15 protein-coding genes, 1 tRNA gene and 1 pseudogene are annotated in these 24,017 nt (G+C 33.7%); 9 read left to right on the plus strand and 8 right to left on the minus strand.

Features of this window, described 5'->3' with window-relative positions; genetic code table 11:
• Window positions 1-34 precede the first annotated feature (34 nt).
• The 7 genes from QYS49_RS11575 to QYS49_RS11605 form a co-directional block, all read right to left on the minus strand.
• Window positions 35-757, minus strand: a complete 723-nt coding sequence (locus QYS49_RS11575; protein ID WP_308347413.1) for an alpha/beta hydrolase — start codon at window positions 755-757, stop codon at window positions 35-37.
• Window positions 747-1,478, minus strand: a complete 732-nt coding sequence (rluF, locus tag QYS49_RS11580; RefSeq protein ID WP_308347414.1) for a 23S rRNA pseudouridine(2604) synthase RluF — start codon at window positions 1,476-1,478, stop codon at window positions 747-749. The genes QYS49_RS11575 and rluF overlap by 11 nt, the downstream gene beginning before the upstream one ends.
• 150 nt (window positions 1,479-1,628) lie before the next feature.
• Window positions 1,629-2,282 carry a 50S ribosomal protein L25/general stress protein Ctc gene (locus tag QYS49_RS11585; RefSeq protein WP_308347416.1) on the minus strand — a complete coding sequence of 218 codons (654 nt, stop codon included), beginning with the start codon at window positions 2,280-2,282 and terminating at the stop codon, window positions 1,629-1,631.
• A 134-nt stretch (window positions 2,283-2,416) separates the two neighbouring features.
• Window positions 2,417-3,343 carry a ribose-phosphate pyrophosphokinase gene (locus tag QYS49_RS11590; RefSeq protein WP_308347417.1) on the minus strand — a complete coding sequence of 309 codons (927 nt, stop codon included), beginning with the start codon at window positions 3,341-3,343 and terminating at the stop codon, window positions 2,417-2,419.
• A gap of 62 nt (window positions 3,344-3,405) precedes the next feature.
• A tRNA-Gln gene (locus QYS49_RS11595) sits at window positions 3,406-3,478 on the minus strand.
• A 230-nt stretch (window positions 3,479-3,708) separates the two neighbouring features.
• The gene (gene purL, locus QYS49_RS11600; RefSeq protein ID WP_308347418.1) at window positions 3,709-7,398 is read right to left on the minus strand and encodes a phosphoribosylformylglycinamidine synthase; all 3,690 of its coding nucleotides are present in this window, start codon (window positions 7,396-7,398) and stop codon (window positions 3,709-3,711) included.
• 247 nt (window positions 7,399-7,645) lie between these two features.
• Entirely contained in the window at window positions 7,646-8,449 is an 804-nt protein-coding gene (locus QYS49_RS11605) for an alpha/beta fold hydrolase (protein WP_308347420.1), read from the minus strand.
• Window positions 8,450-8,667: 218 nt separating this feature from the next.
• Between QYS49_RS11605 and QYS49_RS11610 the strand changes: the two genes are divergently transcribed.
• From QYS49_RS11610 to QYS49_RS11645, 8 genes are all read left to right on the plus strand, one after another.
• Window positions 8,668-9,282 carry a TetR/AcrR family transcriptional regulator gene (locus QYS49_RS11610; RefSeq protein WP_308347421.1) on the plus strand — a complete coding sequence of 205 codons (615 nt, stop codon included), beginning with the start codon at window positions 8,668-8,670 and terminating at the stop codon, window positions 9,280-9,282.
• A complete protein-coding gene (locus tag QYS49_RS11615; RefSeq protein ID WP_308347422.1) occupies window positions 9,272-10,633 on the plus strand; it encodes a TolC family protein in 1,362 nt (453 codons plus the stop codon). Before QYS49_RS11610 ends, QYS49_RS11615 begins: the two co-directional genes overlap by 11 nt.
• A gap of 28 nt (window positions 10,634-10,661) precedes the next feature.
• The gene (locus QYS49_RS11620) at window positions 10,662-11,798 is read left to right on the plus strand and encodes an efflux RND transporter periplasmic adaptor subunit (RefSeq protein ID WP_308347424.1); all 1,137 of its coding nucleotides are present in this window, start codon (window positions 10,662-10,664) and stop codon (window positions 11,796-11,798) included.
• A gap of 18 nt (window positions 11,799-11,816) precedes the next feature.
• On the plus strand, window positions 11,817-15,221 hold the full coding sequence (locus QYS49_RS11625) for an efflux RND transporter permease subunit (RefSeq protein WP_308347426.1): 3,405 nt from the start codon (window positions 11,817-11,819) through the stop codon (window positions 15,219-15,221).
• A 72-nt stretch (window positions 15,222-15,293) separates the two neighbouring features.
• Entirely contained in the window at window positions 15,294-16,550 is a 1,257-nt protein-coding gene (locus QYS49_RS11630) for a metallophosphoesterase (RefSeq protein WP_308347427.1), read from the plus strand.
• A 251-nt stretch (window positions 16,551-16,801) separates the two neighbouring features.
• Entirely contained in the window at window positions 16,802-20,113 is a 3,312-nt protein-coding gene (locus QYS49_RS11635) for an FG-GAP-like repeat-containing protein (RefSeq protein WP_308347429.1), read from the plus strand.
• Between the two features lie 240 nt (window positions 20,114-20,353).
• A complete protein-coding gene (locus tag QYS49_RS11640) occupies window positions 20,354-20,764 on the plus strand; it encodes a hypothetical protein (protein WP_308347430.1) in 411 nt (136 codons plus the stop codon).
• A gap of 4 nt (window positions 20,765-20,768) precedes the next feature.
• Complete coding sequence (locus QYS49_RS11645) at window positions 20,769-20,975, plus strand: helix-turn-helix transcriptional regulator (protein WP_308347431.1); 207 nt, start codon at window positions 20,769-20,771, stop codon at window positions 20,973-20,975.
• A 483-nt stretch (window positions 20,976-21,458) separates the two neighbouring features.
• Here QYS49_RS11645 and QYS49_RS11650 read toward each other — a convergent pair whose 3' ends face one another.
• Complete coding sequence (locus QYS49_RS11650; protein WP_308347432.1) at window positions 21,459-23,096, minus strand: ABC-F family ATP-binding cassette domain-containing protein; 1,638 nt, start codon at window positions 23,094-23,096, stop codon at window positions 21,459-21,461.
• 210 nt (window positions 23,097-23,306) lie between these two features.
• Here QYS49_RS11650 and QYS49_RS11655 point away from each other — a divergent pair.
• Window positions 23,307-23,678 (plus strand): annotated as a pseudogene (locus tag QYS49_RS11655) (DUF3891 family protein).
• The last annotated feature ends 339 nt before the right edge of the window (window positions 23,679-24,017 follow it).

Consider the following 24,017-nt stretch of genomic DNA (forward strand, 5'->3'; position numbering starts at 1 on the left):
AAAATAAATGATTTTTGTGGGAGTGCCGAGTATTTTACTCATTCAAATATTCAGATAAGATTTTATTAATAGGAGAGGATTGAGTTAAAGTCATCATATGAGAACCATCTTCAATTATATGAGTTGGCTCAACATTTCTTATGGGGATTGTATGATCTTTTGTCCCATGGATATGTATAATGTTCTCCTGAGGGTTTTCCCTTTCCCATTTAATGATCATTTCTACAGTTCGTTTCATGTATATAGGATCTTTACTTGCAAGCATGCGTTTAAAAGTAGCTTTATTGGTATTTCTGTCTGGCTCAACTATCGGCTGTAGAAACTTGGCTCCAGCTAACATTAATTTTGGAGGTACTATTTTATAAAGTGGAATTGCTTTTTGAAATCTATATCTAGATGGAAGTTCTGATCGGGATTTTGCACTGGAAATGATAATAGATTTCTCTGGATTTAAATATTCTTTAAGCTCAGTAATAATCATACCACCTAATGAAACACCAATTAGAATGAAATGTTGAGTTGTGTCGATTTGCTCAGAAATTCCTTTTGCATATTCAGGCAATGAACTGCCTTTTTTAGGGATTGGATATTTTATATGGACTATTTTCTGATGGTTTTCGAATTTTAAGCTGTCAAATAAGCGCTCATCCGAACCTTGGCCGGGGAATAAATAGATAGTGGGTTGTTCTTGCGAGAATGAAATGCTAAAACTGCAAAGGCATAATAGTATTGTTAATATGAAGCCCCTAATTGTCATGGGTTTTATCGGATTCGCTTACCAGTTTTTGGATTTCGCTTAGTTCATTTGGAGTTAGATTCCTCCATTTTCCTTTATCTAAGTCTAGTTTAACATTCATAATCCTAATGCGCTTTAAACCTGCAACTTTATAATCAAAAAATTCACACATTCTTCTGATTTGGCGGTTTAAGCCTTGTGTAAGAATAATTCTAAAAGAGCTTTTGCCTATTTGTTCTACCAAACATTTTTTAGTAACCGTATCCAAAATAGGAACTCCATCACCCATTTTTTGAATAAAATCGCCTTTAATGGGTTTATTTAAATGAACGATATATTCTTTTTCGTGATTGTTTCTGGCTCTTAATATTTTGTTGACAATGTCACCATCGTTAGTTAAGAGAATAAGTCCTTCACTGTATTTGTCCAATCTTCCAATAGGAAAAATTCTTTCAGGATAATTGATGTAATCTATGATGTTGTCTTTTTCTCTGCGCGTATCTGTTGTGCAAACAATACCTCGTGGTTTATTAAAAGCTAAATAAACGAAATCAGATTTTGGTTCGGTAATCAATTTTCCCTTAACTCTTACTTCATCATCGGGTCCCACCTTAGTACCCATTTCAGGAACTTTTCCGTTGATAGTAACAGCACCTTCTTCTATCAATTTGTCTGCATTTCTACGGGAACAGTAGCCCGCTTCACTTAGAAATTTATTGATTCTCTTTAATTGTGTCTCCAAAATTCTGATAATTAGTTGCTTGGAAAAAGTATTATTTTGATGATGCTAAGATATTAAAACTAGGACTAAAAATTGTAGTTATTATATAAACAAAAAATCCTGTCCATAAAGTATGAACAGGATTTGAATGATTTTTTAGAGTTTTGAGAATTAACTTTCTGCTCCTTCTGCTGGTGCTTCAGCTCCTTCGCCTTCAGCTCCTTCTTCTCCTTCTTCTCCTTCAATATCTTCACCTTCAGCATCAGTTGCTTTTCCTCTAAGTGCTCTTGGAATTTCAACAACAGCAATAGATGCTTGTGGAGTATCTAAAATCTCACAATCTTCTACTGATACTGATTCAACTTTGATTGATTTACCAAAATCTAATGCTCTAATATCTAAAGTAATATGCTCAGGCATATTTTTAGGTAAAGCTTTCACTAAAAGACTTCTTCTTTTGTGAATTAAAGTACCCCCTTTGGTAACACCAGGTGCAGTACCTTCCAAATGAACAGGAATATTCATTTTGATATTCTTTCCTTTGTGTAATTGTAAGAAATCAGCATGTAAAATGATTTCACTTACTGGGTGGAAAGCTACATCTTGTAGTATTGCTTGGTACTCATCGCCTTCAATATTGATGTTAACGAAATGTGCTTCAGCTGTAAATACTAACGGGCGAAAAAGAATCATTGGCGCATAAAAGTGGATTTGCTCGTCACCACCGTATAATACGGCAGGAACCATAGCTTCCGCTCTTAATCTTTTCGCCTCTTTTTTGCCAAGATTTGCTCTTTTATACCCTATAATCTCAACAGTTTTCATAATATATATTTGTTAAAAGTGAATAATTACTATTTTTTTGTACTCTATTTTTTAATTTACTTATAATCAGTCTTTTGATATAGAATATCAGGTAATTACTAAAGATTTTCAAGTAATTGCCCAATAGGGTCTATTTAAATGAATAATGAACTGATAGATTCATTATCGTGAATTTTTCTAATGGCTTTGGCAAACATATCAGCTACCGAAAGTACTTTAATTTTATCTGTTTTTTGCTTTAAAGGCAAAGTATCAGTAGTGATCAACTCATCTAATGTTGAGTTGGCAATATTTTCATAAGCATTTCCTGATAATACAGGATGAGTAATAATTGCGCGTACTGACTTAGCACCTTTTTCTTTCAGCATGTCAGCTGCTTTACATAAAGTTCCTGCAGTATCAACTAAGTCATCAAAAATAATAACATCTCTACCATCAACATCACCAATCACTTGCATTGCGTCAACCTCGTTTGCTTTTTTTCTTTGTTTATCACAAACCACCATATCCACTTTAAAATGCTTAGCATATTTTCTTGCTCTTGCTGAACCTCCTATATCTGGTGAGGCAAAAATGGTGTCTTCAGTAATACTTTCCTGTAAATAAGGAACAAAAATAGCTGATGCATCCATATGATCAACTGGGATGTTGAAAAAACCTTGAATTTGCCCAGCATGTAAATCACAAGTTACAATTCTGTCAGCACCGGCTGCTTCAAATATATTAGCTAACATTTTAGCTCCTATGGCAACTCTAGGTTTGTCTTTTCTATCTTGGCGAGCATATCCGAAATATGGCACTACTAGAGTGACCTTATAGGCACTTGCTCTTCTTGCTGCGTCTATCATTAGAAGTAATTCCATGATATTGTCAGCAGGAGGGAAGGTTGATTGAATTAAGAATACATGATGTCCTCTAATCGACTCAGTAAAATAAGGTGAAAGCTCACCGTCACTAAATTTTTGTAATTCTACATCTCCTAATGGTTTGCCATAACTTGCAGCTATTCTTTCGGATAAGTATTTGGAGGCTGAACCAGAGAAGATTTTAACGGAGGACATGTTTTTATTTTTTGCGCGTAAAATAAAATATCCCGTCCTAACTAATTATGGACGGGATTTTGTTGCCCGACTAGGGCTCGAACCTAGACTCTTCTGTACCAAAAACAGACGTGTTGCCAGTTACACCATCGGGCATTTTTGTTTGCCTTATCGCTAAGGGAATACAAAGGTAAAAACGGATTTATTATTTGCAAATAAAGAGCTGAAAAAAAATCATTTATTTTTCATTTATTTATTCTGCTATTTACGTTTATTTCAACATTTGATTATTAAAGTGTTCAATTTCAAATTATTATAGTTTGTTAATGATTTTTCAAATTTTCACACTTTACTTGGTGAATTAATACAATTCAATAAAACTGAATTTATTTTACTTTTTCAACCCACTTTCTAGCATTTACTAAAGCTTCTACCCAAGGAGAAATTTCATCTTCTTTTCTTTCAGTAGGGTAATTTGCCCAATTCCAAGGGAAAATGCTTCTTTCTAAGTGTGGCATAATGGCTAAATGCCTTCCATCTTCGGAAGAAAGCGCAGCAGTATTGTAGTCAGAACCATTCGGATTAGCAGGATATTGGCCATAACTATATTTTGCTGCAATGTTATACTCTCTTTCTGCTAAAGGCATTTCAAATTTCCCTTCACCGTGCGCTACCCAAATACCTAGTTTGCTATTTTTAAGACTGCTTAGCATGATAGAATTGTTTTCTGGAACATCAACATTCACAAAGCCACATTCAAATTTATGAGAGTTATTATGTGCCATTTTGATTTTTTCCTTATGATGTGGGTAAATCAAATCTAATGCGATCATTAATTGACATCCATTGCAAACGCCCATGCTAAGAGTGTCTTTTCTGTTATAGAAGTTTTTTAGCGCCTTCTGTGCATTTTCATTATATTTAAATGCACCAGCCCAACCTTTTGCAGAACCTAACACATCTGAATTAGAAAACCCACCCGTGAATACTATGAAATTCACATCTGATAGATCTTCTTCTCCACTCATTAAATCGGTCATATGGATGTCTTTCACATCAAAACCAGCCATATACATCATATAAGCCATTTCACGCTCACTGTTCACACCTTTTTCACGAATAATAGCAGCCTTTATACCGCTTTCTGAATTTCTATTTGGATCTAAACCTAATGATTCAAAAGTTCCTTTGAAATGTTCTGGGAAATCAAATGATAAGCCTTGATTTTTAAAATTGTCAAATCGAGATTTTGCTAAATCTTTTCCACTTTGTTTTTCATCTAGTAAATAAGAAGTTTCATACCACTCATCTCTTAAGCTTGCAACATCTAAATCAATGGTTTGATTGTCCTTCCTGATCTTGATTTTACCTGATTTATTGACTGTTCCTAAAGCAATAACTTCAATTTCTGCAGTCTTCAATTCTTTGATTATTGAATCATCTTCGATTTGAAGTAATAGGCCTGGCTGTTCACTGAATAATAATTTCACTATATCTTTTTCCTCAAAAGCATCAAAATTTAAATCTAATCCTAAGTTTTGATGAGGGAAAGTAGTTTCTAATAGTGAAGTAATTAATCCTCCTGAACCAACATCATGACCGGATAAGATTTTATCTTCATTTATTAATTTCTGAGTGATCTCAAATGCTTTTTTGAAATGCTTAGCTGAATTAATTTTAACAGTTTCTTGTCCTAAAGAAGCACGAGTTTGAGAAAATGCTGAACCGCCTAATTCAAAGCTTCCTTTTCCCATATTGATATAAATCAATTGACTATTTTCTTTTGGGATTAAAGCAGTTTCCAATGTTTTTCTAATATCAGAAACTTCCCCAGCTGCAGAAATAATTACAGTTCCAGGCGCGTAAACCTTTTCTCCTGAAGGATATTTCTGAACCATGGAAAGTGAATCTTTCCCTGTAGGAATATTGATTCCTAATTCAACCGCAAAATCACTGATAGCTTCCACAGCTTCATATAATCGAGCATTTTCACCTTCGTTTTTAGCAGGCCACATCCAGTTTGCACTCAATGAGATTCCTTTTAGGCTATCTTGAATAGGAGCGAAGATGATATTGGTTAATGCTTCTGCTATGGATAATTCTGAACCTGCTTTTGGATCAATTAATGCGCTCACTGGTGCATGACCAATCGAAGTAGCAATCCCTTTTTCTCCTTTAAAATCTAGCGCCATTACGGCAACATTATTTAACGGTAATTGAATTGGTCCAGTAGTTTGTTGTTTAGCTACTTTTCCAGTTACGCATCTGTCGACTTTGTTAGTCAACCAGTCTTTACAAGCAACTGATTCTAATTTTAGAACATCTTTTATATAACCTTCAATTTCTGTTGCCTCATATTGCAATGTAGTGAAAGTAGTGTTGTGTTTTTGGTCAGCCAATATAGTTTTTGGGGCACTTCCAAACATGGAAGCTAATGGCCAGTCTACCGGGTTCTTATCGCTCTCTTTATCTTTAAAGCTGAAATGATGATCGCCAGTAATTTCACCTACCACATAAAATGGGGCTCTTTCACGTTGTGAGACTTTTTCTAACTTAGCAATTTCTTTTGCTTTAATTACTAATCCCATTCTTTCCTGAGATTCATTTCCCACAATCTCTTTGGCAGATAGGGTAGTATCTCCAATTGGGAGCTTCCTTAAGTCAATTTTACCACCTGTGTCTTCCACTAATTCAGAAAGACAATTTAAATGTCCACCAGCACCATGATCATGAATAGAAACAATAGGGTTTTCTGATGATTCAGCCATTGCACGTATAGCGTTGGCTACTCTTTTTTGCATTTCAGGATTGGCACGTTGAACTGCATTCAATTCAATTTGATTGGCAAAAGAACCAGTATCAACTGAAGAAACTGCACTACCGCCCATGCCGATTCGGTAGTTGTCACCGCCCATTACTACAATTTTATCGCCTTTTTGCGGAACGTCTTTTTTGCTTTGCTCTGCTACTCCATATCCAATTCCACCAGCTTGCATGATCACTTTATCATATCCATATTTTTTACCAGCATGTTCATGCTCAAAAGTCAATACAGAACCAGAAATTAACGGCTGTCCGAATTTATTCCCAAAATCTGATGCTCCATTGGATGCTTTTATCAAAATATCAACAGGACTTTGATAAAGCCATGGTCTTTCTTCCATGTGGTTTTCCCAAGGTCGATTACCTTTTAATCTTGAATAAGAAGTCATATAAACAGCAGTTCCTGCTAAAGGAATTCCAGCTTTTCCACCAGCCATTCTATCTCTTATTTCACCACCTGAACCCGTTGCAGCACCATAAAAAGGCTCTACTGTAGTTGGGAAGTTGTGTGTTTCAGCTTTTAATGAAATAACGGATTTGAATTTCTTTTTTTGAAAATAATCTGCCTTTTCAGGGTTCGGAGAAGCAAATTGCTCCACTTCAGGACCTTCTACATAAGCCACATTATCTTTATAAGCGGATACAATTCTATTAGGATTCTCTTTGGAAGTCCTTTTAATCATCTGGAAAAGCGTATTGGGCATTTCCTTTCCATCGATTACAAAAGTTCCATTAAATATTTTGTGTCTACAGTGTTCTGAATTTACTTGTGAGAATCCGAAAACCTCACTGTCAGTTAATGGGCGATCTAAATCTTTGCTTACTTGCTCAAGGTATTCTATTTCTTCTTTGCTTAGCGCTAAACCTTCCTTTTCGTTATAAGCAGTAATGTCGTCTATTAATTCTACAGGGTCTGGTTGTTTTTCAATGGTAAAGATATCTTCATTTAAGCCTTGATATTTAGCTTGAAGCATAGGGTCGATTATATCCGTTAGCTTTTCAATCGCTTCAAACATCTCAATTCTGAAGATGCCATTTAAGCCCATGGTTTGCGTTATTTCCACCGCATTAGTACTCCATGGACTCACCATTTCTTTACGAGGGCCAACATAAATACCTGCTAGTTCAGACGAAGGGATTGTTTTTTCAGCATCCAGTAGCCATAAAAGTTTTTCTAAGTCTGTATCTGAAAATGGATTTTGATGTCCTAAAGCGTAAATTTGATGATTTTTACCCTGAAAAAAGCTAAGCATAATGTGTTTTATGTAGGTGGAAGAAATAAAGCTGCAAAGTTAGAAATTATCCATTATTTAGAATAGAGAATGCTCAAATAAGTTGTCAGGTTTTCAAGTTATCAGGTTAGCAAGTTTGTTAGAGCCATGTGAAAAATTAACAATAAGAATTAGAGGTTAACAAAACTTGTAAAAAGTGGGTGTATTAAAAACGCTAACGTAATAGCATATTAACTTGTCAACCTGCTAACTCGCCAACCTGTCAACTTTAGCGCTTTGCGCTTAAATGCTTTGCAGTATCCGCTATCAATGTATTGTGACCGGCTTCCAAAATCACATGCTCATATTCTTTTACATGCTTTAATAAATCCATCATGTTCTCGGCTGTGATAATTTTATCATATTTACCTGTGAACATCATGGTGGGGATTTTATTTTGGTTAATAAGAAAGGCGATTAGTTTTAAATCAAATTTAAGATGACGAAACACTACCCAAGTCAAATAAACTCTTCGTCTTTTTTTACGAGTGTTCATTTGCGTATTGGCAAACTTCAACAAGCTTTTGTCAACCAAACCTAATTTTTTTGTGAATTTTAATATTTGATAAAAATACTTTGGCTGCACAATCATAGCTCTAAAAAATCTTCTGAAAGAATTGGGATAAGTAGCTAAACTATACCAAAAGGAAGTTTTAATTCCATCAGGAGCTATTAAAAGAAACTCTTTAATCTTTCTAGGGAATAATTCCAGACTTGCCAATGCAAATTTTCCACCCATACTATACCCAACAACAGCAAATTCATTGATTTCATGTTTTTGAAGAAACATTTTTAAAATTTCTTCCCAATCTTGTTTTTCTAAAGCTTGATTTCTGTCTTTCCATTCGCTTTTGCCATGATAATAGATGTCAAAAGCATAAACTGTATATTTTTCTCCTAATAATTCAGAAAATGAATTGTAAACTTCTTTTGACTGACCGAAGCCATGAAAGGCTAAAAGTGGTGTTTTACCATTTCCTGCAATAGAATAGTGTAAAATATTTTCTCCAAATTTTATATGGCCAAATCTCATTTACGAAAAAGTATTGTCTGTTTTAATATTATCAACGGAATTTAAAATTATTATTACGGAAAAATCAAAATATGTTCAACTATCTGTATATCAACAGATTGAAAATTTATTTTGATATGTATAAAAATTTGTAAACAAAAGCTACCTTTGTCCGTTGGAAACCGAGGAAACTTTTAATCTAATTCAAGTTTCCTTAGTACAAAACGCAATATAGTAATTTGAGTACAGAGAAAAATATATTAGAGGGAGCAAAAAGTTTATTTATGCAATTTGGCTTGAAGTCCATCACCATGGACGACATAGCTAGAAAAGTAGGCGTAAGTAAAAAAACGATCTATCAGTTCTTTAGTGATAAAAATAGCATTGTTTTTAAATCAGTTCATGAACATTTTTCTGATCATAGAAATGAGATTGAGAAAGTATTGGATAATAGTAAAAACTCAATTGAAGCTATGTACAAAATATCCAAGTGCATGAAATTGCAAGTAGAGGCAGTAAATCCCACTGTTTTATATGATTTACAACGCTATTTCCCAAAAGCACATAAAAGGTTTTTAGAATTTAAAAACACTTTTATAAAGGACAGGATGACAAAAATCATTGAGGATGGAATAGCTTCAGGTTTTTTTAGAAAAGAAATCAATACTGAAATACTCGTAATACAAAGAATTGAGCAAGCTCAATTAGCTTTTAACAATGAAATATTTCCCAGAGATAAATTTGACTTTAAGGAGATTCACGAACAATTGTTTGATCATTTTTTACATGGGATTTTAACTGAAAAAGGAAAAGAAAAATATAACCAATATTTAAATGAAGAGCATGATGCTTAACAAAATCAGAATTTTATGTGCTGCGATTTTTTTAATGCCAATAGGCATAATGGCACAAGAGGAGATTATCAAACCAATGAGTTTGGAAGAATGCGTGAATTATGCATTGGAAAACAATCGTAATTTGAAAACCACCAGATTGGAAGAAGCAATAGCTGAAACACAAGTGGGTGAAACTCGCTCACAGGGCTTACCACAAGTGAAATTTCAATCAGGAGTGAATTATAATTACCAAATTCAAAGAGCCTTTTTACCTAACTCCATCATTACCGGAGATCCTAATGCAGAAGGATTTACACCAGTGCAATTTAGCCCTGAATATGATGGGAATGCAGTTGCTTCTGTTTCACAACTTTTATTTGATGGATCTTACTTTGTAGGACTACAAGCTGCCAAAACTCTTAGAGAATTGAGGCAAAAAGAATCTAATCAGTCAGAAATTGAGACAGTTGAAGCCATTACTAAAGCATATTATTTGGTTCTGATAACCGAAGAGCGTTTGAAACTACTCGATGCCAATCAAAATCAATTAGATAGAGTTTTGAAAGAAACCAAGGCTTTATATGAAAATGGCTTTGCTGAGAAAATTGATGTTGATAGAATTACAGTTAATTACAATAACATTCAAACAGAAAATAATAAAGCCAAAAGAAGTTATGACATGACCATGGATATGCTAAAATTTCAAATGGGAATGCCTTTGAATTCTCCTTTAGCTTTATCGGGGGATATTTCTAATTTAACTTTGGAAGCAGAAGAATATTTAGGCAAATCTGAAAATTTTGACTTCAGAGAGCGAACTGAATATTCGATTTTACAAACTAATCAAGATTTAGCTAATCTGGATTTGAGAAATAATAAAGCCACTCATTTACCTAAACTATACGCTAATTTCAATTATGGATATAATACCGGGGTGAACTCTACTGGGGATCTATTTAATTTTAGTGATAATTGGTTAGAATTCGGAGCAGTGGGAGTTTCATTAACATGGGATATATTCACAGGTTTGAACCGCTCTAGCAAAATGGAAAAAAACCGAATTCAAATTGAACAAATTGAAATTCAAAAAGAGCAACTAAAAAGCTCCATAAATATGGAAATTAAACAAGCTAAGGATGATTTAAAATCTGCAAAGGAAAGCTTGGATGTACAAGAACAAAATATGGAATTGGCAAATTCGGTATATGAACAAGTAGAAACAAAATATAAAAATGGAATGGCCAGCAGTCGAGAATTATTGGATGCTGAGACTTCAAAAAAGGAAGCAGAAACCAATTATTACAGTTCACTTTATGATGCTGTAATAGCCAAAATAGAATTAGAAAAAGCTTTAGGAATATTGTATTGATTTGATAAAAATGAGAAGAACTATAAAAATGAAAAATTCAATTTTAATAATTGCCCTTGCAGTTTTAATGGGAGCTTGCGGAGGAAATTCGGATGTGGAAAAACTGAAATCAAAACTTGAGAGAATAGAAAAAGATATTCAGTCAAAAACAATTGAAGCTGCTGAGCTTCAAGATGAAATTGCAGAATTGGATCCTGAATTTTCTAAAAAATCTGATCAGTCTGTTTTAATTAAATCAGAAAAGGTAAAACCACAGGATTTTCAACATAAAATTCAGGTTCAAGGTGAAGTAGCCTCTCGCAGGAATATTACGATGGGTGCTGAAACTATGGGCAGAGTTACCCAAATAAATGTTTCGCCTGGAGATATGGTGAAGCGTAATCAATTATTAGTGAAATTGGATGCTGCTACAACAGAAAATAGCATTAAGGAATTGAAAACTGCTTTAGATTTAGCCACCACCATATTTAAAAAGCAGAAAAATCTTTGGGAACAAAAAATTGGTACTGAAGTACAATATTTGGAAGCTAAAAATAGAAAAGAGTCTCTTGAGAGACAACTGGCAACAGCACAATCTCAGTTGGATATGGCTTATCTTAAAGCTCCTTTTAACGGAAGGATTAATGATGTAAATGTGAATACTGGCGAATTAGTACAGCCAGGCATGCCTATTTTAAATATGGTGAGTCAGGAAGAAATGTATCTTAAATCTGATGTTTCAGAAGAATATATCAATGATTTTGATATGGGAGATTCAGTAGAAGTCTATTTGCCATCTATTAAAAAATCTTTCACAACGGTAGTAAGCTCAGTGAGTTATGTGATTAATCCTGCAAATAGAACTTTTCAACTAGAGGTGAAGGTAAATGAGTTTGTTGATAAATTGAAGCCCAATCAATTTGCTAAATTAACATTAGTAGATTATGAAAATGAGAATGCTATTGTTGTTCCTTCTTATGTAGTTCAGCAAGATAATATTGGTGACTTTGTATACATAGTGAAATCTGAAAATAACCAGAAGAAAGCTGAAAAAGTAAGAGTTGAAAGAGGTAAATCTTACGATGGCAAAACTGAGATATTAAAGGGAATCAAATCTGGAGATACCATCATTTCAGAAGGATATAGAGAAGCAGTAAATGGTATTGCAGTCCGTTTAGCACAATAATTTCGAAAAAAGATATTTATGAGCGATCAAAATAAAAAGAAAGTAGAAAAGGAGTTTGGGCTTACCACCTTATCGGTAAATAACCGAACTACTGTTTACGTATTGGCTTTCCTTATTGTGGTTTTAGGTGTAATTTCTTATATCAATTTACCTAAAGAAAACTTCCCTGAGATAGCACAACCTACCATTTATGTAGGAACACTTCATCCTGGTAACTCACCAGCCGATATGGAGAAATTGATTACCCGTCCGTTGGAAAAGGAAATCAACACTATTTCATCTGTGGACAATATTAAATCCACTTCAGTGCAGGATTTCTCCACCATTATTATTGAATTTACCACTGATACGGATGTTGATGAAGCTTTGCAAGAAGTAAAAGATGCTGTAGATCAGGCAAATTCTGAGTTACCTTCTGACTTACAGGATGACCCAAATGTGTTTGAGTTGAATGTGGCTGAATTCCCGATTATGAATATTAACCTTTCGGGAAATTATAGTGTGGAGACCTTGAATTCCTATGCAGAATATTTGGAAGAGGAAATGGAGAAATTCCCTGAAATGTCCAAAGCTGAAATTCGTGGGGTTGATGAGAAGGAAGTTCGTATTATGGTGGACCCACTAGAAATGGAAGCGCGTAAAATCAGCTTTAATGATATTGAAACTGCTGTTCAACAAGAGAACATGACGATGTCAGGCGGAAATATTAAAATGGGTGATATCAGAAGAACTGTATCTATTTCAGGTGAATATGAAAACCCTGAGGCTTTAGAAAACCTGATTATCAAAAATGAAAACGAAAATATTGTTTACCTAAAAGATATAGCTGAAATAGAATTTGATTATAAAGAAAAGCAAAGTTATGCTCGCTTAAATAATGAGGCGGTTGTGATGGTGGATGCCGTTAAAAGAAGCGGTGAAAATTTACTGATTCTTACCGATAAAATATATGAGGTAGTAGAAAAAGCGAAAAAAGAGGTTTTTCCTGAAGATTTGGTAGTGACCATTACAAATGATCAATCACAACAGACTCGTGATCAAGTAAGCAGTCTGGAGAATAATATCATTTCAGGTGTGATCTTGGTTGTTATAGTGCTTTTATTCTTTTTAGGAACTCGAAATGCACTTTTCGTTGGAATCGCTATTCCGATGTCTATGTTCATGGCTTTTATGATTTTAGGAGCATTAGGGATTACCATTAATATGATCGTGTTATTCTCTCTGATCATGGCCCTTGGTATGTTGGTGGATAATGGAATTGTGGTAGTCGAAAATGTTTATCGTTTAATGGAGGAAGGATATTCTCCAATTCAAGCTACTAAAATTGGTGTGGGAGAAGTTGCCTTACCGATTATTTCATCAACGGCAACTACTTTGGCTGCATTTTTACCATTGGCTTTTTGGCCAGGCCTAATTGGTGAGTTTATGAAATACTTGCCAATTACTTTGATTATCACCTTAGGATCATCATTATTCGTGGCCTTGGTGATCAATCCGGTATTTATCGCTTCTTTTATGAGAATAGATGAAGGTGGTAAACTCAATTATAAAAGAGTTTGGAGAATTGCTCTCATATCATTTGCTATAGGTGCAATCTTTATTCTACTGAAAGTATATGCTCTTGGTAATTTGGCTATTTTATTTGGAGCTTTAGGATTGTTAAATACATATGTTTTAACGCCACTTTCTCGTAGATTCCAAAAAGGATTTTTACCGGCACTGGAAAGCTTATATTCTAGAACACTAGGATTTGCAGTTAGGGGTTGGAATCCATATTATTTTCTTGGAGGTACAGTCTTGGCTTTGATTGGTTCCGTAATGTTATTGGGAGCTTTTACTCCAAATGTTTTATTCTTCCCAGAAAATGAACCTAAATATGTCAATGTATTTGTTGAATTTCCTGTTGGAACTGATGTAGAACATACTAATGAATTTTCTACTAAAATTGAGCAGGATGTAAAAAAGGTTATTGAACCTTATAGTGATATTGTAGAATCTGTAGTTGCGAATGTTGGTAGAGGTGCGAGTGACCCAAGTGACCCAACTGCAATGGGACAATCCGATACGCCTAATAAAGCTAGAATCACCGTTAACTTTGTGGAATTTAAATATAGAGATGGAATTTCTACCACTAAAGTAATGAATGAAATCAGGGATGTTGTAGCCGATAAATATGCAGGTGTTTCTATAACAGTAGATAAAGATCAGGCAGGTCCGCCAACGGGTAAGCCACTTAATATTGAAATTATTGGAGAGGATTATGATAAACTCATTCAAATCACAGAAGATTTAACAGTTTTCATTAATAATCAAAGTATTGGTGGAATTGAAGATTTAAAAAGTGATTTGGAGGTCGGAAAACCTGAATTAACCATCAATATTGATAGAGAAAGTTCAAGAAGATTTGGATTGAGTACCGCAACTATTGCCAATGAAATTAGGACTGGCCTTTTCGGAAAGGAAATCTCTAAATATAAAGAGGGAGAGGATGATTATGAAATTCAGCTGCGCTATAATGATGAATATCGCTATGACGTGAATGCATTGATTAATAAAAAGATTACTTATAGAGATCAGTCTTCAGGTAAAGTGAATCAAGTACCAATCAGTGCGGTGGCAGATGTAGAATATACGAGTACTTATGGTTCTATCAATAGAAAAGAAATGGATAGGGTAGTGACTGTTTATTCTAATATTTTAGATGGATATAATGCCACTAATGTTAATAATCAGTTGAAAGCGGCCATGAAAGATTTTGAGGTTCCTGCAGGATATGAAGTGAAATTCACCGGAGAACAAGAAGAACAAGCTGAGGAATTGGAATTCTTAAGTGTGGCTTTATTGCTGGCGGTATTCTTAATCTTTTTAATTATAGTGGCTCAGTTCAATAGATTAACTGCTCCATTTATTATCATGAGTTCTGTAATATTCAGTACGATTGGTGTATTCCTTGGATTGGTTGCATTCCAGATGGATTTCATTATTGTAATGACCATGATAGGAATTATTTCACTTGCAGGAATTGTTGTAAACAATGCCATTGTATTGATAGATTTCATCGAAATCAGTAAATCTAATAAAAAATTGAACTTAGAGGAAGGCGAGAGTCTAAATTATGAGATGGTAAAAGAAGCGGTGATGTTGGCAGGTAAAACTCGTCTAAGACCTGTTTTATTAACCGCGATTACAACGGTCTTAGGATTAATTCCTTTAGCTATTGGTTTCAATTTTGATTTTATTCAATTGTTTACAAGTTACGATCCTGATTTCTACCTAGGTGGAGATTCCGTAATGTTCTGGGAGCCGATTTGTTGGACGATTATATTCGGTTTAACATTCGCTACCTTCTTAACATTAGTGATCGTGCCTGTTATGTATCTTATTGCAAATCAGTTAAATGCCAAATTTGGGATAGGTAGGTAAGTTAGGAGTTGGGAGTAGGAAGCTCGAAGTTTCCCCTCCCAACTTCAAACTTCCAACTTCCAACTCCACCACATGTCAAAAATCATTCTCATACCGCTAGTTGCTGTTGTTTTCATCTTGATTGATCTATATGTCTTTCAAGCTGTGAAGATTGCAGTTCAAAACTTTGCTCCTTTAGGGAGGAATATTGCATTTGGGATATATTGGGGATTTACTGCTGTTACGCTTTTAGGTTTTTTTCTATATCATTTTGGTAATCCTGATTTCTTTTCACGAGTCGCTCGACAGTTTATGTTGGTGTTGGTTTTTATGAATTATCTTTCTAAAACAATTACCTTATTGGTATTTTTGATTGGGGATGTAATTCGCTTGGGTCAATGGAGTTTCTACAAGATTACAGATCTTTTAAATAATTCAAAAAGTGGTATAGAAGGACAAAAAATAAGCAGGTCTGAGTTTTTTGCTAAATCAGCTTTAGTGGCAGGCGGTCTGCCATTAGCAGCAATGAGTTTTGGTATTATTTCAGGAGCACACGATTACCGCATTAGAAGAAAATCCATCATAATTCCCAATCTTCCTAAAGCTTGGCATGGAGTGAAAGTTGCCCAGCTGTCGGATATCCATAGCGGTAGTTTTTGGAATAAGGTAGCAGTTGAAGGAGGAGTGGATATGCTGATGGCTGAAAAGCCTGATATGATTTTCTTTACTGGTGATTTGGTGAATAATGAAGCCGATGAGGTAGAGAAATATATCCCCATTTTTTCAAAGCTCAAGGCAGATTTAGGCGTGTATTCTACTCTAGGAAATCACGATTATGGCGACTATAAAAACTGGAGCAGTGAAAAAGCCAAAGCCCAAAATCTAGCAGATGTAAAAGAAGCCCATAAAATAATGGGCTGGGATTTGTTATTGGATGAAAATAGAGTTTTAAAAGTAGATAAAGAGCCTTTAGCTATTTTAGGTGTTGAAAACTGGGGAGCAGGCAGATTTGCCAAATATGGTAATATCAGCAAAGCCTATGCAGGTACAGAAGATTTACCAGCCAAAATATTACTTTCTCATGATCCCAGCCATTGGGATGCCCAAATCAGAAAAGACTATCCCGATATAGATTTAATGTTAGCTGGCCACACCCACGGATTTCAATTTGGAATAGAAATACCTGGCTTTAAGTGGAGTCCATCACAATATGTGTACAAACAATGGGCAGGACTTTATCAGGAAGACAATCAAAGTTTATATGTCAATAGGGGATACGGGTACCTTGGTTATCCTGGACGGATAGGCATCCCGCCTGAGATTACGATTTTGGAGTTGAGGCAAAGTTAAGTGATTCTTAGTAATATATTCATAATTGTGTGATGCATGAATAAATACATTTTAGGATAATCAAAATGAAGATACTTACTCCTAGTGTAGTTTAGATTAAACTTATTCCACTTGAATTTTTGGAAATAGCCTTATCAAGATTGTATTAATCTAATATTTTTAAAAAGGTTCCAAGATTTATTATTTCTTTTATAAATAAAAATTGGTGGTACTATTCTTTAGGTTTATCATTGAAGATAAATTTAACCAAAATGAAGAAATATTTATTCTTTCCCATTGTAGTCTTTTTTGTAATCTCTATAAATTCACAGGCTCAAATTAGTTTCCAACCAAGTGATACGATTCAATTTAATACTGAACAATCAACATTTGCTGAATTGGTAGATATTGATGAAGATGGACAAAACGAATTAGTTTATAAATTGGATAATAAGATTTATTCAAAGAAAAATTTTCAAGATAAATCAATTTCTAGTAAAAGTTTAATTATTGATTTAGACAATATTTCAATACACAGTATTACAAATTTTGTAGATTATAATGGAGACGGCCACTTAGATTTTGGTATTGTTGCATTTGATTCAGAGGAGACGTTGAAATCATACATTTATTTTATTAAAGGTTCAGAAGATGGGTTTTCAATTGATTACAGAAGAGAGATAACGTCTATTTATTTTGCAAAGTTTATAGATATTAATAACGATGATTCCTTCGAGCTCTTTTATTCAGAAGGAAGTCGATTTGGCTATGTGGAGGATTGGACTTCAGGTATTGATGGTTTTGATGTAGAAATTCAACAAGAAGCGGTAACTGGAATAGAAGCGGTTGATTATGATAAGGATGGTGATTTAGATATAGTTGCAACTGGAAATAATAGTTTTAATATTTATACTATTGGTCAAAATCAGGAATTTGAACAGGTATATTCTGTTGAAACTGAATATACATCCAATATAATTTCTTATGGTGATATCAATTTAGATGGCTTTACTGATTTTATTTTCAGAAATCAAAATAATGTTTATAGTCTCATTTATGATAATGGTGGATTTATTAAAACCAACATAACAGAATCCTTAACCCTTATCAATGTAAGATCGCCAAAACTAGTTGACATCGATCAAAATAATACTTTAGACGTAGTGTTTAGAGATCAACAAGACCGACTAGCTTACCTAAGAAATCAAAGTGGCACTATTGACCAACTACAAACAATAGGGCATACTGGAATTAGATTTGTCGATAAATTACTTTTTGATGATTTTGATCAAGATGGCTTCATCGATATTTTAACTTATAATTCTGGGGTTTATGATTTAATATATACAGATCAAAATCAGGAAATTAAAGAGATATCTTCTGGAGAATTTTATAATCAATCTAATGGTATATCATCATTTGATATGGATAATGATGGAAATAAAGATTTAGTATCTATAGCAACTTCTGGCTCTATAAACATTACTTATAATTATAAAAACAATCTTAATGGAGAGCCAATCAAACATCCCATTCAAAGGGGTAGCGAAAATTTGAATATTTTTGATGTAGATAATGATGGTTTATTGGATGTCTTTTATTATAAGGCAAATTTATCTGGTGGAAATTCTGAACTATATCTAATGAAAGGATTGGGTAATAGAGATTTTGAAGAACCAGTTCAATGGAAATATGTTCCATATGGTGATACCTTTTTCGAAACTGATTTAAATAATGATGGAGTAAAAGAATTTTTAACCTTTATGTTTTTTTATGAAGAAATAGTAATTGTTCATCCTAATTCTGGGGATACTGACGACTATTTTAATTCTGAAAATGTTATATCTATCCAAAACGGAAATGGAATAACAGCAATTGATCTGGGGGATATATCAGGTAATGGATCAGAAGATATTGTAACGGCAAATTATGAATCTCAAAATGTTTCAATATTAATAAATGATGGAACGGGCGCATTTACCGAGTCAAATATTGAAGTAGGGCAAAATGTCAATTCTGTAAGAATTTTTGATTATGATTTTGATGGTGATAAAGATTTATTATTAACTGTTGAAAATCAAACTGATTACACTGAAAAATTACAAATATATCTGAATGATGGACAGTTAGGATTTAATTTATCAGAGGAATTTGAATTAGATATTTACCAGGCTATTCATATAGATATTTTGGATTTAGATAATGATGAGGATAAGGATATTCTGGTTAGTGGATATTCCTTTTCTTCTCAAGAAGTTTTTGAAAATATAAACAGCACTTATGAAAAGATTTCAGTTGATATTGATGCTTCTGGTCAAGTTTATCGAATATTTGACGATATCAACGAGGATGGTAAAGTCGATTTTTTCTCTAAAAGACTTAATTATGGAAATACATTTATACACTACAATAATTCCGTTTCCAGTCCTTCAATTAATGATTTTAATTTAAATATTCAAGAAACTGGGTATTCCAACATAAGGGTTTCTCAATCAGATTTAACAGCTTCAGGCTATATTGTTTTATTAAAAGAAGATAGTAGCAGCACTTTAAATGATTTGCCTGTAGATAACTCTTTCTATGCTGCTAATTCTTCATTAGGAGTTGGTGGTCAAATTGATGGGGCATATGTAGTATACTCTGGTAGCGCATCATCTTTCGAAATTAATGGTTTAGCTCCATCTTCAAATTATAAATTATTCGCATTTCCATATAATAGTAACTCTCCTAATAATACTATAATAAATTACACAGATGAATTTATTTCTTTAAATATAGTAACAGACTCTTCCATATATCTACTGCAAGAATTACCAGTGGTTGAGGTAGATGAAGATAGCTCAACGGAGTTTGATTTGACAGAATATATTTTTGATGATGGGATCAATACTTATTCCGCTTCATCTGAAGTAGAAGATGTTGAATTAAGTTTTGATTCAAATATCTTGATAATTGAATCTCTAAACGATTTTAATGGAGAGGCTCAATTTGAAATTATGGTAGCAAATGAACACGAAGAAAAAGGTTATATGCTGCAATTATTGGTTAAGCCTGTAAATGACGCACCTGTTTTACAGGAGGGTAGCTCACTTCAAATAGTTGGATTGGAATCATCATCATTCAGATTATATTTTAAAGATGTAGATGATGCTGTTGAAGAATTATCTATGAATGTTACCTCATCCAATGATGCTATTATTAATCCTGAAGGTATAGATTTACAAATAACAGATGATTCAATTCAGGTAAATTTCACACCTTTGAATTTTGGAACAACAACTATTACTATGACTGTTTCTGACTCAGAATTTGAAACTTCAACTAATTATGAGATTGAAGTTACCGAACAAGTTTTGAGTAATTTATCAAAACTGGAAGGAGTTCGCATTTATCCAAACCCTGTTTCTGATTTAATCCATTTTGAAGGGATAAATGAAAATATGGCCTATAGAATTCTAACACTTAATGGCAAACTAGTAATGGAAGGCTATAAAATTCCTGAAATTTTGGATATTAGTAAATTAGAAGATGGTGTTTACATAATGGTTGCTAATAATAAGAAATTAAGATTTATAAAGAAGTAAAGCTTTTTCCTGCTGGTTCAGGCATCCCGCTCTGAACCAGCAATTTTCCCATGTTGGCGCACGCGTTTCGCGTGTGTCCCTTCTAACTTTCTTAGCAATTCATAGATAATTTACAACAATAATTATCTGCAATTTCAAACTAATTTTAAGCGTGTTTACATACACAAGTTACCTTTAATGTAAAAATTATTGGATATAATGTACAGTTTGTTTTACTTTATGTAAAGCAAAATGATTATTATGAACTTTGAACTGAAATATCCATTATTGAACAGAAAATGGAAATGGATTGCTTATGCTTTATTTCCGTTCCCAATAGTTTTCTTATTGAGTTTTATATTTATTCCATATCCATTTGAATTCCCACAGGAATCAGTAGCCGATTTTGTCTATTTATGTTGGGCTATAGGTTTTGGGTTGTTGATTTTTATTAAAGAACCAACAGAGGATGAAATGATCGAACAACTAAGGTTGAAAGCGTTTGCAATGGGAGTTTTTTATTTGTTTTGGGGGCTTGTTGCAGTTGCTATTATCCAGGTAATTACTCAAGGGACAATCTTTACTGATTTCATGAGTGCTTACTCTGCAGTTTGGTTACTTAACACTTACATATTTCTGAATTTTCAATATTTGAAATGGAAAAATCGTTAATCCCATGACCAATAACCTAAGAGTAGAAAGGGCTATTAAAAACATTACTCAAGAGGAACTTGCTAAAATAGTGGGAGTGTCCCGACAAACGATCAATTCCATTGAAAGTAATAAATACGTGCTGTCTACAATGTTAGCTTTGAGGATATCTGAATATTTTAAAAAGCCGGTTAATGAAATATTCTTTTTGACAGATGAAGATCGGAATTAAGTTAAACTTTTGAATAAATTTATCAGTTTACGTACTCAGTTCCTGTGAGTTAATCTTAAATTAAGTAATTTCTGATTCAAACTTTTGGACTCAGGAATTCTTTTTTTGGCAAAAAGAGATCTTTGTAAAAAGAAAGTAGGACTAACAGAATAATTTTTATGTTTGAAACAAAATAACACTTAATAGTTGTTAATTTTAAAGAAAATAAAGTGGTAATGGATATAAAGTCTGAAAAACTTAATTGAATGGTTAGCAGGGGTAAATGATAACCGAATTATAAAATAGTTAAAAACTTTCCGAAAATCTAGTCAGCAGGGAGTATTACCATCTCTTTCTAAGGAAGAAAAAATAGCTATTGACAAAGGGCTTGATTCTATTGCTAACGGTAGAACTCACTCAAATGAATCTGTTTTAAAATCAACCAAAGAAAAATTTCCGAAGTTAGCACACGCATTTCGCATATGTCCTTCCTAATTAGATTTATCAACCCTTCCGCTCAATCTCCTTCAAATTCTCCATTTTCTTATTTCTTAAGAAACCGTTAATATCCTCGAAATGCTCTTTTACCCGCTTATTACCAAATTCAAATACTTTGTTGGCTAAGCCATCAAGGAAATCCCTATCGTGAGAGACTAATATCATAGTACCTTCAAAAGCTTTCAAGGCATCTTTTAAAATCTCCTTTGTTTTGATATCCAAATGGTTGGTAGGTTCATCCAGAATTAACAAATTAACAGGCTGAAGCAATAATTTAATCATGGCCAAACGGGTGCGTTCTCCTCCGGAAAGTACTTTTACTTTTTTATCAAGTGCATCCCCACTAAACATAAAAGCACCCAACATATCTTTTATTTTAGTTCTTACATCTCCTTTAGCAATATTGTCAATAGTTTGGAAAACAGTTAAGTCACCATCTAATAAAGCTGCTTGATTTTGAGCGAAATAACCAATCATACTATTATGGCCCACTTGCAATTCACCCTCATAGTCAATTTCACCCATAATGGCTTTTACCAAGGTGGATTTACCTTCACCATTTTTACCCACAAAAGCAATTTTTTCACCTCTGGCTATGGTCAGAGAAACATCATTGAAAACCAAATGATCACCATAAGCTTTACTCAAACCATCTGCAATTACCGGATAATTTCCTGATCGTGGAGCAGGAGGGAATTTCAAATTTAATGCAGCGGTGTCAACTTCATCTACTTCCACAATCTCCATTTTTTCTAGCATTTTCACGCGAGATTGTACTTGGAGCGTTTTGGAATAGGTGCCTTTAAACCGATCAATAAATTGCTGAATATCAGCTATCTGCTTCGCTTGTTCATCAAAATGTTTTTGTTGTTGTTCGCGTCTTTCTTTGCGGAGTTCTAAATAATGCGAATAGTTGGTTTTATAATCGTATATTTTTCCTTGCGTGATTTCAATGGTGCGATTGGTTAAATTGTCCACAAAGGTTTTATCGTGACTGATCACCATTACTGCCTTTGCACTGGTGGTTAGAAAATCTTCTAGCCATTGCACTGATTCAATATCCAAATGATTGGTTGGCTCATCTAACAGGATTAAATCAGGTTTTTTCAGTAGAATTTTAGCCAATTCAATTCGCATTCGCCATCCACCGCTAAATTCAGCAGTAGAACGATCAAAATCTGACCTTAGAAATCCCAAACCGAGTAAAGTTTTCTCAACCTCAGCATCCACATTGATATCATCAATGCTATAGTATTTTTCACTGAGTTCAGAGACTTGCTCTATTATTTTGCTGTATTCATCGGATTCATAATCTGTACGTGTTTCTAGCTGCTGATTACACCACTCCATCTGATTTTTCATCTCCAAAATGGCAGCAAAAGCTTTTGAAGCTTCTTCAAAAACGGTAGAGTCGTCTTCTGTTAATAAATGCTGAGGTAAATAGGCAATTATTGCATCTCCTGGAGCTGAAATTTTACCATAAGTAGGTTTATTAGCACCAGCAATTATTTTGAGTAAAGTCGATTTTCCTGCACCATTTTTACCCATCAGGGCTATGCGATCATTCTCATTAATATTAAAAGTAATGTTATTAAATAGGGTGGAGCCACTAAATTCAACGCCAACTGCATCTACTGAAATCATATAGTATCAAATTAAGCCGCAAAGGTATCAATTATTCAGATGATTATTTCAATAGCTTAGAAATGTTTATATAAGTTGTTAAGATCTGATTAAGCTGCTTTTCTATTAAATGTTTCCAATTTATAGTATTTACCTATTCAATTACCTAAGTGAATACAAACCAGTAATTAAGTAAAAGTTACTTTCTTGATGTGACCAAGAATAAAAATTATGATAATAAATACCACAACTAAAGGTTGGGAAATCATTTCTCAATATGCCCATGGTTTACTGGCAGAGCGAATTGCTGCACAAATCCATCCAAAATATAGATCTATGCAATAGATAGAGACCCTCGCTGCTATTATTGAGCATGATGATAAACAATTTGACCTGGATATGCAGTTCTGTCTATCAGGCGCTGGTTTACCGATTGTTTTTATCTTAAGCAAAAGGGAAGCCCAAAGTAAAATAGTAAAACGGGCTAGAGGTTTAATGGGATTGGCAATGAATAAGTCTAGGTGGATAGCACTCTTAATTTCTTGCCATTTAGATTCTTTATATAAAAATGGGGAGCTAGGAAAAGAAATGAAGGATTTTTAAAAGGAAGGGAAAAAGTTTAGAAAAAAGACCGTAAATAAATTTAACATTAACGAAGAAAAGTTGAATGAATACTATAAGATACTGAGGTTCAGCGATCGGCTTTCTTTAATCCTTTGAAAAGATGAAGTGCCTGAAAACGGGAGAAAATTAGAAATCAATAAAAGCATTAATAATAAAACTTTTTATGTGAGCAAGGATCAAAAAAAATCAATTAATCATTGATTCTTGGTGTTTTAAGGCGCAATCATTTGACTTTTCATTTGAAACAAGATACGTAGAACAAGCCACCTTCAGTTCAGGAACTGCACTGCAGAATGCTATCAATAAAACAGAAGTTAC

This window comes from Marivirga salinae (assembly GCF_030503855.1).
GTDB lineage: Bacteria > Bacteroidota > Bacteroidia > Cytophagales > Cyclobacteriaceae > Marivirga > Marivirga salinarum.

Coding starts and splice junctions, on each gene's coding strand:
- QYS49_RS11635 (WP_308347429.1), top strand. CDS start 16,802: ATGAAGAAATATTTATTCTTTCCCATTGTAGTCTTTTTTGTAATCTCT.
- QYS49_RS11640 (WP_308347430.1), top strand. CDS start 20,354: ATGAACTTTGAACTGAAATATCCATTATTGAACAGAAAATGGAAATGG.
- QYS49_RS11575 (WP_308347413.1), bottom strand. CDS start 757: ATGACAATTAGGGGCTTCATATTAACAATACTATTATGCCTTTGCAGT.
- purL (WP_308347418.1), bottom strand. CDS start 7,398: ATGCTTAGCTTTTTTCAGGGTAAAAATCATCAAATTTACGCTTTAGGA.
- QYS49_RS11615 (WP_308347422.1), top strand. CDS start 9,272: ATGATGCTTAACAAAATCAGAATTTTATGTGCTGCGATTTTTTTAATG.
- QYS49_RS11630 (WP_308347427.1), top strand. CDS start 15,294: ATGTCAAAAATCATTCTCATACCGCTAGTTGCTGTTGTTTTCATCTTG.
- QYS49_RS11585 (WP_308347416.1), bottom strand. CDS start 2,282: ATGAAAACTGTTGAGATTATAGGGTATAAAAGAGCAAATCTTGGCAAA.
- QYS49_RS11590 (WP_308347417.1), bottom strand. CDS start 3,343: ATGTCCTCCGTTAAAATCTTCTCTGGTTCAGCCTCCAAATACTTATCC.
- QYS49_RS11645 (WP_308347431.1), top strand. CDS start 20,769: ATGACCAATAACCTAAGAGTAGAAAGGGCTATTAAAAACATTACTCAA.
- QYS49_RS11620 (WP_308347424.1), top strand. CDS start 10,662: ATGAAAAATTCAATTTTAATAATTGCCCTTGCAGTTTTAATGGGAGCT.
- QYS49_RS11625 (WP_308347426.1), top strand. CDS start 11,817: ATGAGCGATCAAAATAAAAAGAAAGTAGAAAAGGAGTTTGGGCTTACC.
- QYS49_RS11605 (WP_308347420.1), bottom strand. CDS start 8,449: ATGAGATTTGGCCATATAAAATTTGGAGAAAATATTTTACACTATTCT.
- QYS49_RS11650 (WP_308347432.1), bottom strand. CDS start 23,096: ATGATTTCAGTAGATGCAGTTGGCGTTGAATTTAGTGGCTCCACCCTA.